This is a genomic window from Serratia sp. 201 (genome assembly GCF_037027545.1).
Lineage (GTDB): Bacteria > Pseudomonadota > Gammaproteobacteria > Enterobacterales > Enterobacteriaceae > Serratia > Serratia bockelmannii.
In genome coordinates this window covers 1356364-1370172 of the sequence record NZ_JAXCHC010000002.1, presented here as the reverse complement: position 1 = coordinate 1370172, position 13809 = coordinate 1356364, and the positions used below count along the sequence as shown (strand labels likewise).

At 62.0% G+C, this 13809-nt stretch carries 15 protein-coding genes; 13 read left to right on the top strand and 2 right to left on the bottom strand.

The window, feature by feature from the left end; genetic code table 11:
• On the bottom strand, nt 1-933 hold the full coding sequence (locus WA302_RS14750; RefSeq protein WP_261456392.1) for a LysR substrate-binding domain-containing protein: 933 nt from the start codon (nt 931-933) through the stop codon (nt 1-3).
• A 170-nt stretch (nt 934-1103) separates the two neighbouring features.
• On the opposite strand from WA302_RS14750, the gene WA302_RS14745 reads away from it, so the two are divergent.
• The 9 genes from WA302_RS14745 to WA302_RS14705 all read left to right on the top strand — a co-directional run bounded on the left by WA302_RS14745 (nt 1104) and on the right by WA302_RS14705 (nt 8537).
• Nucleotides 1104-2054: a branched-chain amino acid ABC transporter permease gene (locus WA302_RS14745; protein WP_043143464.1), complete on the top strand. Its 951-nt coding sequence runs from the start codon at nt 1104-1106 to the stop codon at nt 2052-2054.
• A gap of 10 nt (nt 2055-2064) precedes the next feature.
• Complete coding sequence (locus WA302_RS14740; protein ID WP_043143462.1) at nt 2065-3177, top strand: ABC transporter permease subunit; 1113 nt, start codon at nt 2065-2067, stop codon at nt 3175-3177.
• Nucleotides 3174-3944: an ABC transporter ATP-binding protein gene (locus WA302_RS14735; protein WP_033643185.1), complete on the top strand. Its 771-nt coding sequence runs from the start codon at nt 3174-3176 to the stop codon at nt 3942-3944. The genes WA302_RS14740 and WA302_RS14735 overlap by 4 nt, the downstream gene beginning before the upstream one ends.
• Nucleotides 3937-4650 carry an ABC transporter ATP-binding protein gene (locus WA302_RS14730; protein ID WP_043143459.1) on the top strand — a complete coding sequence of 238 codons (714 nt, stop codon included), beginning with the start codon at nt 3937-3939 and terminating at the stop codon, nt 4648-4650. Before WA302_RS14735 ends, WA302_RS14730 begins: the two co-directional genes overlap by 8 nt.
• A 76-nt stretch (nt 4651-4726) precedes the next feature.
• On the top strand, nt 4727-5836 hold the full coding sequence (locus WA302_RS14725) for a branched-chain amino acid ABC transporter substrate-binding protein (RefSeq protein ID WP_376788159.1): 1110 nt from the start codon (nt 4727-4729) through the stop codon (nt 5834-5836).
• 18 nt (nt 5837-5854) lie between these two features.
• Entirely contained in the window at nt 5855-6346 is a 492-nt protein-coding gene (locus tag WA302_RS14720) for an L-2-amino-thiazoline-4-carboxylic acid hydrolase (RefSeq protein WP_025302937.1), read from the top strand.
• Nucleotides 6343-7569, top strand: coding sequence for a Zn-dependent hydrolase (locus tag WA302_RS14715; protein ID WP_261456393.1), 1227 nt, complete (start codon nt 6343-6345; stop codon nt 7567-7569). The genes WA302_RS14720 and WA302_RS14715 overlap by 4 nt, the downstream gene beginning before the upstream one ends.
• Nucleotides 7570-7652: 83 nt before the next feature.
• Entirely contained in the window at nt 7653-8000 is a 348-nt protein-coding gene (locus WA302_RS14710; protein WP_004938187.1) for an ArsR/SmtB family transcription factor, read from the top strand.
• A gap of 3 nt (nt 8001-8003) precedes the next feature.
• On the top strand, nt 8004-8537 hold the full coding sequence (locus WA302_RS14705; protein WP_025302939.1) for an SRPBCC family protein: 534 nt from the start codon (nt 8004-8006) through the stop codon (nt 8535-8537).
• On the opposite strand, the gene WA302_RS14700 is transcribed toward WA302_RS14705, so the two are convergent.
• Nucleotides 8538-9566 carry a transporter gene (locus WA302_RS14700; protein ID WP_148123475.1) on the bottom strand — a complete coding sequence of 343 codons (1029 nt, stop codon included), beginning with the start codon at nt 9564-9566 and terminating at the stop codon, nt 8538-8540.
• 186 nt (nt 9567-9752) lie between these two features.
• Here WA302_RS14700 and WA302_RS14695 point away from each other — a divergent pair, with 186 nt between their 5' ends.
• The 4 genes from WA302_RS14695 (at nt 9753) to pbpG (ending at nt 13780) form a co-directional block, all read left to right on the top strand.
• Nucleotides 9753-11363 carry an inorganic phosphate transporter gene (locus WA302_RS14695; protein WP_025302941.1) on the top strand — a complete coding sequence of 537 codons (1611 nt, stop codon included), beginning with the start codon at nt 9753-9755 and terminating at the stop codon, nt 11361-11363.
• Between the two features lie 26 nt (nt 11364-11389).
• Nucleotides 11390-12304: a polyphosphate kinase 2 gene (ppk2, locus tag WA302_RS14690; protein ID WP_164099661.1), complete on the top strand. Its 915-nt coding sequence runs from the start codon at nt 11390-11392 to the stop codon at nt 12302-12304.
• A gap of 120 nt (nt 12305-12424) precedes the next feature.
• Entirely contained in the window at nt 12425-12850 is a 426-nt protein-coding gene (gene nudI / locus WA302_RS14685; protein ID WP_060433134.1) for a nucleoside triphosphatase NudI, read from the top strand.
• A 93-nt stretch (nt 12851-12943) separates the two neighbouring features.
• Nucleotides 12944-13780 carry a D-alanyl-D-alanine endopeptidase gene (gene pbpG / locus WA302_RS14680; RefSeq protein WP_049295686.1) on the top strand — a complete coding sequence of 279 codons (837 nt, stop codon included), beginning with the start codon at nt 12944-12946 and terminating at the stop codon, nt 13778-13780.
• Nucleotides 13781-13809: the final 29 nt, after the last annotated feature.

The window sequence follows — 13809 nt, the reverse complement described above, 5'->3', positions numbered from 1 at the left end:
TTATGCCCCGACGTTCTGAGCCGCCGCCTCACGCCGCAGCCATTGCCGCAGATTTTCGCCTTCCTGCGACAGCTCGCTATCCAGTCGAGCGCACAGGTAATAATCGCGGCCGTCGTCGATCGGCAGATCGAACATTTTGATCAACTCACCGCTCTCAAGGTACTGGGCGATTAACGGTTCACGCATCAACGCGCACCCTAGCCCCGCCTGCACCGCCGCCAGCGTCAACAATCCGTCTTCAAACATCGGCCCGATGCTGCGCAGCGGGCGTTTAACGCCGGCCAGCTGAAACCATTGCATCCAGGTATTGCGCTCCTCGTCGTGCAGCAGCGGCAGCGTCGCCAGCTGATCCGGCGTATCCAGCAAACCGTGCAGTTTACTGAATGCCCGGCTGCACACCGGCACCATTTGGCCAGACATCAGCTTTTCGCTGCGATAGCCGGTCCACTGCCCAACCCCGAAGCGGATCGACAGATCGGCGGCGTCGCTCAGGTAATTGCGGTGGTTGGCGTAAACCACATTGATGTCGATATCCGGATTTTCGCGCAAAAAGCCACGCAGCCGCGGAATGAACCAACCCATGCCGAACAGCGGGATCAGGCTGATGGTCACCTGCCGCGACGCGGATTGCTCACGCACGTGTTCAGTCGCCTGGCGCAGCACGTTGAACGCCGAGCGAATCGAACGGTAATACTCCCGCCCCTCGCTGCGCAGCACCAGGTTACGCCCCTGCCGTTCGGTCAACGGCATCTGCAAAAATGCCTCCAGCGTTTTGAGTTGATGACTGATCGCCGAAGGCGAAATCATCAGCTCGTTAGCCGCCGCGCTGATGCCACCCAGGCGCGCGATGGCTTCGAACGCCCGCACGGCGCGCAGCGGCGGATCGTTCGGCAGCATCGGCAATGGCTCATCGTACTGTTCTGTTTTTTTCATATATTGACTGTTTTTGGGAAATCGACACTGAAGGGATGGGTTCAATATACATAAAAATCAACGTATTAAAATCACTCGTTTTTTGTATAAGAAAGTATTTTTCCGTATTTTACAATTTTTTTAAATTCTCTACTGTGAGCCTCCTGACTCATTATCTCCGGACTCTCCTTATGGATACGCTGGTACAGCAAACCGTCAACGGTTTGATGCTCGGCAGCATCTATGCGCTGATCGCGCTCGGTTACACCATGGTGTACGGCATCCTGCGCATCATCAATTTCGCGCACGGCGACGTGCTGATGGTCGGTGCGCTGAGCGCGTTGTCGGCGATCGGCGTGTTGCAACACCACTTTCCCGCGTTATCGCCGTACGCCACGCTGCTGCTGGCGGCCCTGTTCGCCATGGCGGTCTGCGCCATTACCTCGATGGCGATCGAGCGTCTCGCCTACCGCCGGTTGCGCACTGCGCCGCGCCTGGCTCCGCTGATCAGCGGCATCGGCGTCTCGCTGCTGCTGCAAACCCTGGCGATGCTGATCTGGTCACGCAATCCCCTGATGTTTCCGCAACTGCTGCCAATGACCCCCATCGCCCTGACCGCAGGCAGCGGCGGGCATGCGCCGGCGGTGATCACCGGCACGGCGATCGTCACGCTGGCGGTGGCCGTGGCGGTCATGGCCGGCCTCTGGCTGCTGGTCGAACACAGCCGTTTCGGCCGCGCCATGCGCGCCACGGCGGAAAACCCGCAGGTCGCCGGCCTGATGGGCATCAGTCCTGACCGCATCATCGTTCTGACCTTTGCGCTCGGCGGCGCGCTGGCGGCGGTGGCCGGCATCATGATGGCCAGCAACTACGGCAACGCCGGTTTCTCGATGGGCTTTCTGCCGGGCATCAAGGCGTTTACCGCCGCCGTGCTCGGCGGCATCGGCAACCTGCGCGGCGCGATGCTCGGCGGATTGCTGCTGGGCCTGTTCGAATCGCTGGGCACCGGCTATCTCGGCGAGCTGACCGGCGGCGTGTTCGGCAGCAACTACCAGGACGTGTTCGCGTTTCTGGTGCTGATCGCCGTGCTGGTCTTCCGCCCCTCCGGGCTCTTGGGCGAACGCATCGCCACGCGCGCATAAGGACATCACCATGACCGTTTTGACTCCCCCCGTTCCTCTGGCCACGCCGCGTCGCGCCAGGCTGGGGCTGACGCTGTTCATTCTCGCGCTGCTGCTGGCGCCCTGGGTGGCGGGCGCCACCGGCGGCAACTACTGGGTGCGGGTCGTCGACTTCGCCCTGCTGTACCTGATGCTGGCGCTCGGGCTGAACATCGTGGTGGGCATGACCGGGTTGCTGGACATGGGCTTTATCGCCTTTTACGCCGTCGGCGCCTATTTGGCCGCGCTGCTGTCATCACCGCATCTGACGCAGCAATTCCCGCTGCTGCTGCAGTGGTTCCCCGACGGGCTGCACCTGTCGATGCTGTGGCTGATCCCGCTGGCGGCGCTGCTGGCGGCGGCGTGCGGCATCCTGCTTGGCGCGCCGACGCTGCGGCTGCGCGGCGACTATCTGGCGATCGTCACGCTCGGTTTCGGCGAGATCGTGCGCATTCTGATGCGTAACCTCGATCGCCCGGTCAACCTCACCAACGGCCCTAAAGGCATTTCCGGCATCGACCCGGTCAGCCTGTTCGGCCTGAAGTTCTCCGGCATGCATGAGTGGTTCGGCGTGCGTTTCTCCGGGCTGTATCTCTATTACTACCTGTTCGCCGCGCTGCTGCTGGCGATCCTGTTTATCAGCCTGCGGCTGCAAAACTCGCGCATTGGCCGCGCATGGACAGCGATCCGCGAAGACGAGGACGCCGCGCGGGCGATGGGCATCAATACCCGCAACTTCAAGCTGCTGGCCTTCGCCATCGGCGCCACCTTTGGCGGTGTGGCCGGCGCGTTGTTTGCCGCGTTTCAGGGCTTCGTGTCGCCGGAATCGTTCACTCTGCAGGAATCGATCGCCGTACTGGCGATGGTGGTGCTCGGCGGCATGGGGCACATCCCCGGCGTGATCCTGGGCGCGCTGCTGCTGGCCGCCCTGCCGGAGCTGCTGCGCAGCAGCATGGGGCCGCTGCAGCAGGCGCTGTTCGGCCAGGTGCTGATCGACCCGGAAATCATTCGCCAACTGTTTTACGGCCTGGCGCTGATCCTGGTGATGCTGTATCGCCCAGCGGGCCTGTGGCCGGCTCGCCATGCTGGGAGGACCGCCGCATGACGCCGCTGCTCGCTTTACACCATATCAGCAAACGCTTCGGCGGCCTGACGGCGGTGGATGACGTCAGCATGAGCATCCGCCAGGGGGAAATCTACGGCCTGATCGGGCCGAACGGCGCCGGTAAGACCACCTGCTTCAACCTGATCACCGGCCTGTATCGCGCCGACGCGGGCGAGTTCCGCCTGGCGGGCCAGCGCTATAAACCCCAGGCGATCGACAAAGTGGCGCAGGCCGGCATTGCCCGCACCTTCCAAAACCTGCGGTTGTTCAATGAAATGAGCGTGCTGGAAAACGTGATGGTCGGCTGCCACGTGCGCACCCGCAACGGCCTGTGGGCGGCGATCGCCCGGCACCGTCGCGCCAGGGAGGAGGAACAGGCGGTGCGCGATAAATCTCATGCGCTGCTGGAGTACGTCGGCATCAGCCAATTCGCCCATTACCGCGCCGGCGATCTCGCCTACGGCCATCAGCGGCGGCTGGAGATCGCCCGCGCGCTGGCGACCGAGCCCCGGTTGCTGGCGCTGGACGAACCGGCGGCCGGCATGAACGCCGGAGAAAAAGTGGCGCTGCGCGAACTGCTGCTGCGCATCCGCGACAGCGGCAAAACGCTGCTGCTGATCGAACATGACGTCAAGCTGGTGATGGGCCTGTGCGATCGGCTGACGGTGCTGGATTACGGCAAAGCGATCGCCGAAGGCGAACCGGCGCAGGTGCGACGCGAACCGGCGGTCATTCAAGCCTATCTGGGAGGCGGCGCGCATGTCTGAAGCCCTGCTGAGCGTTAAACGACTCAAAGTGTCTTATGGCGGTATTCATGCGGTCAAAGGCATCGATTTCACGGTGAACGCCGGCGAACAGGTGACGCTGATCGGCGCCAATGGCGCGGGAAAAACCTCCAGCCTGCGGGCGCTGACCGGCCTGCAGCCGTTTGAGGGCGACATCCTGTTCGACGGCCGTTCGATTCGCGGCATGCCGCCGCACCGCTTGCTGCAACAAGGGCTGGTGATGGTGCCGGAGGGACGCGGCATTTTCACCCGCCTGACGGTGCGAGAAAACCTGCAGCTGGGTGCCTATGCGCGGCGTGACGCATCGGCGGTGCGGCAAGATTTCGAACGCGTGTGCGCCACCTTCCCACGGCTGAGCGAGCGCCTGCATCAACCGGCCGGGCTGCTTTCCGGCGGTGAACAACAGATGGTGGCGATGGGCCGCGCGCTGCTCAGCCGCCCGCGGCTGCTGATATTGGACGAACCGTCGATGGGGCTGGCGCCGATTGTGGTGGAGGCCATTTTCTCGGTCATCAAGCAGTTAGCCCGTGACGGTGTCACGCTGCTATTGGTCGAGCAGAACGCCCGCCTGGCGCTGGCGTCCACCGATCGCGCCTACGTATTGGACAGCGGCAGCCTGAGCCACAGCGGCCGCTCCGCCGACATGCTGGACGATGAAAAAATCAAACAGATCTATTTGGGTGAATAACCGTTGTTACCTTTAACCGCACCAGGAGTATGACATGCAGCAGAACATTCGCATCAAGCCGTTGGCGCTGGCCGCCATGACAATGATCCTGAGCCTCCCGGCGCTGGCGGACGACACCGTGCTGATCGGCCTGGCCGGGCCGCTGACCGGCCCTTCCGCGCGCATCGGCAAAGATCTCGAAAACGGCGCACGGCTGGCGATCGCCGACGCTAACGCACAGAAACCGACGCTGAACGGCAAACCGGTCACCTTCAAATTACTGTCCGAGGACGATCAGTCCGACCCGCGCACCGCCGTGGCCGTGGCGCAGCGCTTGGTCGACGAAGGCGTCGCCGGCGTGGTCGGCCACTGGAACACCGGCACCAGCATCCCGGCGGCGCGCATCTACCACGACGCCGGTATCGCTCAGGTGGCGCCGGTGGCGACCGGTCACGGCTACACGCAGCAAGGCTTTGACACCAGCTTCCGCGTGATGGGCCACGACGACGACGGCGGCAACTACGCCGGGCAATATGCGGTGAAAACGCTGAAAGCCAAGCGTATCGCGGTAATCGACGATCGCACCGCTTTCGGCCAGGGGCTGGCGGACGAGTTTATCAAATCGCTGCAGGCCCAGGGCGTGCAGCCGGTCACCCGCGAGTATGTGGATGACAAGACCGTCGATTTCAGCGCCGTGCTGACCACCGTGCGCAGTAAAAACGCCGATCTGATTTTCTTCGGCGGCGTGGATTCTCAAGCGGCGCCGTTGGCACGCAAGCTGAAACAGCTGGGCATGAACGCGCAGCTGATGGGCGCCGGCGGCTTCGTCAGCCAAACCTTCCTGACGCTGGCGCAGCGGGAAGGCGAAGGCGTCGTCGCGCTGGAGCCGGGGCTGCCGCTGGAACAGATGCCGGGCGGCAAGGCGTTTGAGCAAGCCTACCGCGATCGTTATCACACCCACATCGAACTGCATGCGCCCTTCGCCTACGACGCCACCCGGGTGCTGATCGCCGCCATTGAGCAAGCCGATTCGGCCAATCCGGCCGATTATCTGCCGAAACTGCGCGCCATACATTACCAGGGCGTCACCGGCGACATCGCCTTCGATGCGCAAGGCAACCTGCAACAGCCGAGCTTCACCCTGTACCGGGTGGTTGACGGCAAATGGCAGCCGCAAACCGTGTTGGGCGGCGCCAAGTCACAATAAATCAAGAGGAGCAAGGCGATGAGCTGTGCAAAAAACGAATTGGGCATTTTGGCCCGCAGAAAGATCGAGGCGGAGATCATCAAGCCGATCTACCAGATTCTGGTGCGTGAAATCGGCAAGGCGCGCGCCCAGGCGGTGATCGGCGAAGCCATCGAGAATGCCGCCATCGAGGCGGGCAAACAGTTCGCCGCCCAGGAACCGAACGGCGCGGATCTGCGCAGCTTCGCCGCCTTGCAGTACCTGTGGGAAAAAGACGATGCGCTGCGCGTCGAGGTGATCAACCAGGATGCGCAGCACTTCGACTATAACGTCACCCGCTGCCGCTACGCCGAGATGTATCACGAGATGGGGCTGGGGGAGATCGGCCACCTGCTCTCCTGCGCCCGCGACAGCCAGTTCATCGTCGGCTATGCCCCAGAGGTTGACCTGCAGCGCAGCCAAACCATCATGTCCGGCGCGCCCTGCTGCGATTTTCGCTACACCGCCAAAACGTCGGGAGAAGAACAATGACGTATCGAGTCAACGGCGAGCGCCTGTGGCAAAGCCTGCAGACGATGGCGCAGTTCGGCGCCATCGCCAATAACGGCGTCACCCGGCTGGCGCTGAGTGAAGAAGATCGCCAAGCGCGCGAGCAGCTGCGCGCCTGGGCGCTGGAGGCAGGTTGTAACGTGCGCGTCGATCGGATGGGCAACATGTTCCTGCGCCGTGAAGGCGCGCGCCCCGAATTGCCGCCGGTCGTCACCGGTTCTCACGGCGACTCGCAGCCCCGCGGCGGCCGTTTCGACGGCATCTACGGCGTGCTGGCCGGATTGGAGGTTATTCGTACCCTTAACGATCGGCAGATCGTCACCGAACGCCCGATTGAAGTGATCAACTGGACTAACGAAGAAGGCGCACGCTTTGCGCCGGCGATGATCGCCTCCGGGGTGTTCGCCGGGGTATTCGACCTGGAGTACGGCCTGACGCGCCGCGACGAGCACGGCGTCAGCCTCGGCGACGCACTGGAGCGCATCGGCTACGCCGGCGAGCACCCGGTGGGCGGCACGCCGATCCACGCCGCCTTCGAACTGCACATCGAACAGGGGCCGATTCTGGAAGCGGAACATCTCGACATCGGCGTGGTGACCGCCGCACAAGGGCAGCGCTGGTATGAGCTGGAGGTCGTCGGCTTCAGCGCCCATGCCGGCACCACGCCAATGGATCGGCGCCGCGATGCCCTGCTGGGCTTTACGGCGCTGGTCACGGCGGTCAACCGCATCGGTTGGGATTTTGCGCCCGATGCGCGCGCCACGGTGGGCATGGCGCAAATTACCCCCAATTCACGCAACGTGGTGCCGGGGCGCGTCTTTTTCAGCGTCGAATTCCGCCATCCGCAGGAGTCTACCCTGGAGCAGATGGAGCAGCGTCTGCTGACGGCGGTAAACCACGTCAACGGCGACGGTCTGACCGCCCGCGCCGACCGCATCTTCCAGTATCCCCCTATCGCTTTTGATCGGGGCTGCATCGACAGCGTACGCCACGCCGCGCAAGCATTGGGCTATCGCCATCGCGACATGATTTCCGGCGCCGGCCACGATGCCTGTTACCTTAACCGCGTCGCCCCGACCGCCATGATTTTCATTCCCTGCGTGGACGGCATCAGCCACAACGAGCGGGAAGATATCACCCCCGCCTGGGCCGCCTCAGGCGCCGACGTGTTGCTCAACGCCCTGCTGGCGCACACCTACGCCTGATCCTCGCCCCGGTTTCTCGCCGGGGCAAAAAAATATTCAACAAAACGGTTGAATATTAGCCCACCTGTTCTATATTCAACCATATGGTTGAATTATCTTCCTCACAGCTGGACGCCATTTTTCATGCGCTGGCCGACCCGACCCGCCGTTCGATGTTACGCGCGCTGGCCGGCGGTGAGCGCAGCATCGGCGAACTGGCCGCGCCGTTGCAGATGTCGTTCGCCGGCGCCTCCAAGCACGTGAAAGCACTGGAACATGCGGGCCTGGTGCAACGCACCGTGCAAGGAAGAAACCATATCTGCCGGCTCGAACCCGAGCCTATGGCGCAGGCCATGCACTGGCTGCAAACCTATGAACATTTCTGGACTGAACGGCTGGATGCGCTCGAACAGGCGCTGCTACAGCCCGAACAGCTTCCTCCCAAGGAGTGAACCATGAATGATTACGGCATGATTATCGAACCCGGCACGCTGCGCATCCAGCGCTTGCTGCCTGGGCCCATCGAGCGGGTGTGGGCTTACCTGACCGAATCCGACAAGCGCGCCACCTGGCTGGCGTCCGGCGCCATGAAGTTGGAAAACGGCGCGCCGCTGGAGCTGGAGTTTCGCAACTCCGATCTGGCCGGCGAGCACGAGCAACCGCCGGCCAAGTACAAACAGCACGGCGGCTGTGTCAGCAACCGCGGCCACATCACCTGCCTGTTCCCGCCGCGCCTGCTGAGCTTTACCTGGGCCGAACAGGATCAGGGGCGCCCTTCCGAAGTGACCTTCGAACTGACGGAGCAGGGAAACGCGGTGCTGCTGACGGTCACCCACCGGCGCTTGGCCAACCGCGACGAGATGCTCAGCGTCGCCGGCGGCTGGCACACTCATCTGGATATCCTGCTGGATCGCCTGCACGACCGGGCGCCGCAGCCGTTCTGGAGCACCCATGCCCGGCTGGAAGAAGAGTACCGCGCCCGCCTGTAATTACGTCTCGTCCCTGCGCCTGAACGCCAAATAACCGGCGATCAGCGTAAAACTGCCGACCAGCAACACCAGCAGGATAAAACCGTGGTGATTGCTGGCCAGCGGGATCCCCCCCACGTTCATGCCAAAGAAACCGGCGACGATATTGATCGGCAATGCCAGCACGGTGATCACCGTCAACGTATAGAGCGTGCGGTTATTCTGCTCCATCAGCTTGGCGCTCAGCTCCTCCTGCAGCAGCCGAATGCGTTCGGTCAAACTGGCCAGATCGTTCAACACCACGGTGAACTCTTCGGTAAACTGCCGCAGATCCTGCACCACCTCACGGCTCAGCCAGGTCGGCGGCCGGTTCAACAGGCGAAACAGCGCGGCCGGTTCCGGCGCCAGCAGACGTTGAAAGCGCAATAACATGCGGCGCATGCGCCCCAGCTCGGCGCGATTGCGTTTGACGCGTCGAGTCAGCAGACGATCCTCGATGGTATCGACATACTGGTTGGCCTGCCGCACCACCTGCTCCAGCACGTCCTCCTGCTCTTCCAGCAGGTGCGCCAGCAGCTCGGTAGACGACGCCAGCTGCAGCGCCGTCAGGCGGCCGAGCAGCCGTTCAATCAGTCGCACCGGTTTGTGACGCACGGTGACCACCAGCCCACGGCAGCAATAGAGCCACAGCGTCGCCGTCTCCGGGTTGCTGTCCTCGGGGTGGAAAATCACGTCGTTGAGTACGGCGAACAGATCGTCGCCCTGGCGCTCGATGCGCGTAGTGTGGGAGCCGTGGCGGATCTCGTGAAAGAAAAAATCGGAAATGGCGAAATGGTTTTTCAGCCACTTCTCCGCCGCCGCGTGGTTGAGATTGAGGTGCAGCCAGACAAAACCGTCGCCGGGCGGCAACGCTTGGTAGGCCTGACAAACCTGCTGCGAGTTCAGGCGCGCCGGCGCCTCACCGGAGCGGAACACATGGCCGTAGATCAGCCCGGTCACCTCATCATCAAAATCCAGCTTGTGCATCTTTTCCGCTAACCGTTGCACCATAACGCCATATCCTGCCTGTTGCCGTTAACCCAAGACCTTCCCCGCTGTTATAACAATCTTTATTTATCGGCGTTAATGATTTTCGCCGTTCCCGATGATTAATATTTTCGTCATAAAAAGGCCACATTCATTCAGAATACTTTTCAGGCGACAGCTACCGCATTCAATCCTTTCAGGAAGGTCATTATGAGCGATAACAGCGCCGTTCAAACGGGTGTGCCGGCCGCATCCAGCCTGCCCAAGCTGCATCAAAAGAACAGTCGACTCACTGTTCTTTTTTTTGTTTTCTTATTAATTCTGGGGATCGCGTTTGCCGGAGTGAACTTATTTAACGACGTCAGCGATGCCGGCGCCGTCTATACCAGTTACATTCCGTTTTTATTATTGGGGCTGGCGCTGCTGATCGCGCTGGGCTTTGAATTCGTCAACGGCTTCCACGATACCGCCAATGCGGTCGCGACGGTGATTTACACCCACTCGCTGTCGCCGATGGTCGCCGTGGTGTGGTCCGGTTTCTTCAACTTTCTCGGCGTGTTGCTCTCCAGCGGCGTGGTGGCCTTCGGCATCATTTCACTGCTGCCGGTCGAGCTGATCCTGCAAGCGGGCACCGGCAACGGTTTCGCCATGGTGTACGCCCTGCTGTTCTCCGCCATCATCTGGAACCTCGGCACCTGGTGGCTCGGGCTGCCCGCCTCGTCGTCGCATACGCTCATCGGCTCGATTATCGGCGTCGGCGTGGCCAATGCCCTGATCCACGGCCGCACCGGCACCAGCGGCGTGGACTGGGGCCAGGCGATCAAGGTGGGCTATGCGCTGCTGCTGTCGCCGGTGATCGGCTTCGTGTTCGCCGGCCTGCTGCTGCTGGCGCTAAAGCTGTTCGTCAAGAACCGCCAGTTGTACAGCGCGCCTAAAGGCAATACCCCGCCGCCGCTGTGGATCCGCGGGCTGCTGATCCTCACCTGCACCGGCGTTTCCTTTGCCCACGGCTCCAACGACGGGCAGAAAGGCATGGGCCTTATCATGCTGATCCTGGTGGGCACCATGCCGATCGCCTACGCCCTGAACCGTTCGATGCCGCCGGAGCAGATCCCCCGGGTGGCGGCGCTGGCGGAGGTGACCAAAAACGAGCTGCTGCGCCAGTTCCCGGCCGGCGGCCAAACCCCGCCGCGTGAGGTGTTGACCGGCTATGTGCGCACCAGCGAACTGACGCCGGAAGTCGTACCGGCGCTGGCGCAGCTGGCCGGCGCGATCGGCGATCAAATCCGTCAGTACGGCTCGGTCGACAAGATCCCGGCGCAGGCGGTGTCGAACACCCGCAACGACATGTACCTGGCGTCCGAGACCATCAAGCACCTCAAAGCAGAGCGTCAGCTGCAGATCAATCCCGATGCGCAGCGCAACCTCGACGCGCTGAAGGGTGAACTCGATAACGCCACCCGCTTCATTCCCTTCTGGGTGAAAGTGGTGGTGGCGATTGCACTGGGGCTCGGCACCATGGTCGGCTGGCGCCGTATCGTGGTGACGGTGGGCGAAAAGATCGGTAAATCGCACCTGACCTACGCCCAGGGCGCCAGCGCCGAACTGGTGGCGATGACCACCATCGGCGCGGCCGACGCCTTCGGTTTGCCGGTTTCGACCACGCACGTACTCTCGTCCGGCATCGCCGGCACCATGGCCGCCAACCGCTCCGGCCTGCAGATGGCCACCCTGCGTAATCTACTGATGGCCTGGGTGCTGACGCTGCCGGCCTCGGTGCTGCTGTCGGCGGTGCTGTACTGGATCTTCAACCATTTCTAACACCGGGCTGATACGGAGAAAATCTGATGACCATGCATGAATTCAACCGCGATGACGGTTTCAACCAGCGCCTGCTGCAAGAATTTTACGACAGCTACGATGAAGAGCTGGAAATGGAGCTGGACGACCTGCGCTTCGACGCGGCAGAAGTCGACAGCGACGCGAAAAAAGCCTGGCGCAAACAATACTTCCGCGAACTGCTGCGCCTGCAGGGCGAACTGGTGAAGCTGCAGGATTGGGTGATGCGCACCGGCCACCGGCTGGTGATCATCTTCGAAGGCCGCGACGCCGCCGGCAAGGGTGGCGTGATCAAACGCATCACCCAGCGCCTCAACCCGCGCACTTGCCGCGTGGCGGCGCTGCCGGCGCCAAACGATCGCGAACGCACCCAGTGGTATTTTCAGCGTTACATCGCGCATCTGCCCGCCGCCGGCGAAATGGTGCTGTTCGACCGCAGCTGGTATAACCGCGCCGGCGTGGAACGCGTGATGGGCTTTTGCAGCGACGAAGAGTATGAGGAGTTTTTCCGCAGCGTGCCGGAATTCGAAAAAATGCTGACGCGCAGCGGCATCCAAATCGTCAAATATTGGTTTTCGATCACCGATGACGAGCAGGAGCTGCGGTTCCTCAGCCGCATTCACGATCCGCTCAAACAGTGGAAGCTCAGCCCGATGGATCTGGAAAGCCGCCGCCGCTGGGAAGACTACACCGAAGCCAAAGAGATCATGTTAGCGCGCACTAACATTGCCGAGGCACCCTGGTGGGTAGTTCAGGGCGTCGACAAGAAAAAGGCCCGCTTGAACTGCATCACTCACCTGCTGCAGCAGGTGCCTTATGAGGAGGCCGAAGGCAACGTCATCACGCTGCCGCAGCGCAAACGCAGCCCGGAATACCACCGTAGCCCGGTGCCGGACAACATGGTGGTGCCGGAAATCTACTGACCTTAGCGCAGAGAAGCGGTTGCCGCTTCTCTGTACGAAGACAACGCTTTGATTTCTCTCACGCTACTGTGCCAAACCCCATGTTAAAGTGGTTGTTTTCCATTTTGACAGGAGTCTTCCATGCGCCAACGCATCATTGTCTGCCCGCTGATTGAAAACGATAACGCCTTTCTGCTGTGCAAGATGGCGGCGCACAAGGGCGTGTTTCCCGGCCAGTGGGCGCTGTCCGGCGGCGGCGTCGAGCCGGGTGAACAGATAGAACAGGCGCTGCGGCGTGAAGTGCGCGAAGAGCTGGGCGCCGCGCTGATCCTCGACAACATCACGCCCTGGACCTTCCGCGACGACGTGCGTATGAAAACCTACGCCGACGGCCGCCAGGAGCAAATCTACATGATTTACCTGATTTTCGACTGCCATGCCGCCAACCGCGACGTAACGATCAACGACGAGTTCGACGACTACGCCTGGGTGCCGCGCGAGCGCCTGGGGGACTACGATTTGAACGAGGCTACCCGCTTCACGCTGCAGCAAAAGGGATTGTTGTAACAGTTTGAGCGATTATCGCCCTATTTCCTTCACATTTGCCGGGCAGACTCTTTTGATATTTTTTAATCACTTAGGGTCACTATTTCCGCCGTTATGCTTTTATCTCACGCTTTTCTCCGTCTGCCTGTCCGGCGCTTCGGCGCCGCCCTTCTGTTCAGCCTGCTGTTCGTTTTGGCGCCCGTGTATGCCGCTGCGCCACCGCTGGTGCTGAATGCCAAATCGGTGCTGGTCGTCAATCAACGCACCGGAAAGACCCTCTATCAGAAGCAGCCGAACCGCGTACTGCCGATCGCCTCGCTCACCAAGCTGATGACCGCCATGGTCGCCCTGGACAGCAAACGTCCGATGGGCAGCAAGCTCAAAGTCACCGCCGCCGATCGCGATCTGCTGAAGAAAACCCATTCGCGGCTGACCATCGGCTCGGTGCTCAGCCGCCGCGACATGCTGCACATCGCCCTGATGTCTTCGGAGAACCGCGCTGCCGCGGCGCTGAGCCGCAGCTATCCCGGCGGGCGCAAGGCCTTCGTGGCGAAAATGAATCAGAAAGCGCGCGCCATCGGCATGAAACGCGCCCGCTTCTACGATCCGACCGGGCTGACGCCGCGCAACGTGGCGAGCGCCAACGATCTGCTGAAGATGGTCAATCACGCCTATCGCTATCAGTCGATCCGCCGCTTCAGCACCGACAAGCAGCAGATCGTACGCCCCGGCCGCGGCCAACTGGTCTACCGCAGCTCCAATGGCTTAATCAATAACCCGGCCTGGAAGATCCAGCTGCAGAAAACCGGCTTTACCGACGAGGCCGGTCACTGCCTGGTGATGCGCACCACCATCAAAGGCCAACCGGTGGTGATGATCCTGCTCGGCGCGCAGCCGCGCTACGGCCACTACCGTGACGCCATTCGCCTGAAGGCCTGGCTCGAGGGGTAACACCGTGGCGCTTTACCGTCCCACGCATA

Excerpts from the sequence above, each read along its gene's own strand:
- WA302_RS14710 (WP_004938187.1), top strand. The coding sequence starts at position 7,653 with ATGGTTGAATTATCTTCCTCACAGCTGGACGCCATTTTTCATGCGCTG.
- WA302_RS14730 (WP_043143459.1), top strand. The coding sequence starts at position 3,937 with ATGTCTGAAGCCCTGCTGAGCGTTAAACGACTCAAAGTGTCTTATGGC.
- WA302_RS14740 (WP_043143462.1), top strand. The coding sequence starts at position 2,065 with ATGACCGTTTTGACTCCCCCCGTTCCTCTGGCCACGCCGCGTCGCGCC.
- WA302_RS14720 (WP_025302937.1), top strand. The coding sequence starts at position 5,855 with ATGAGCTGTGCAAAAAACGAATTGGGCATTTTGGCCCGCAGAAAGATC.
- WA302_RS14695 (WP_025302941.1), top strand. The coding sequence starts at position 9,753 with ATGAGCGATAACAGCGCCGTTCAAACGGGTGTGCCGGCCGCATCCAGC.
- WA302_RS14705 (WP_025302939.1), top strand. The coding sequence starts at position 8,004 with ATGAATGATTACGGCATGATTATCGAACCCGGCACGCTGCGCATCCAG.
- ppk2 (WP_164099661.1), top strand. The coding sequence starts at position 11,390 with ATGACCATGCATGAATTCAACCGCGATGACGGTTTCAACCAGCGCCTG.
- WA302_RS14725 (WP_376788159.1), top strand. The coding sequence starts at position 4,727 with ATGACAATGATCCTGAGCCTCCCGGCGCTGGCGGACGACACCGTGCTG.
- WA302_RS14750 (WP_261456392.1), bottom strand. The coding sequence starts at position 933 with ATGAAAAAAACAGAACAGTACGATGAGCCATTGCCGATGCTGCCGAAC.
- WA302_RS14745 (WP_043143464.1), top strand. The coding sequence starts at position 1,104 with ATGGATACGCTGGTACAGCAAACCGTCAACGGTTTGATGCTCGGCAGC.
- WA302_RS14700 (WP_148123475.1), bottom strand. The coding sequence starts at position 9,566 with ATGGTGCAACGGTTAGCGGAAAAGATGCACAAGCTGGATTTTGATGAT.
- nudI (WP_060433134.1), top strand. The coding sequence starts at position 12,425 with ATGCGCCAACGCATCATTGTCTGCCCGCTGATTGAAAACGATAACGCC.
- WA302_RS14715 (WP_261456393.1), top strand. The coding sequence starts at position 6,343 with ATGACGTATCGAGTCAACGGCGAGCGCCTGTGGCAAAGCCTGCAGACG.
- pbpG (WP_049295686.1), top strand. The coding sequence starts at position 12,944 with ATGCTTTTATCTCACGCTTTTCTCCGTCTGCCTGTCCGGCGCTTCGGC.
- WA302_RS14735 (WP_033643185.1), top strand. The coding sequence starts at position 3,174 with ATGACGCCGCTGCTCGCTTTACACCATATCAGCAAACGCTTCGGCGGC.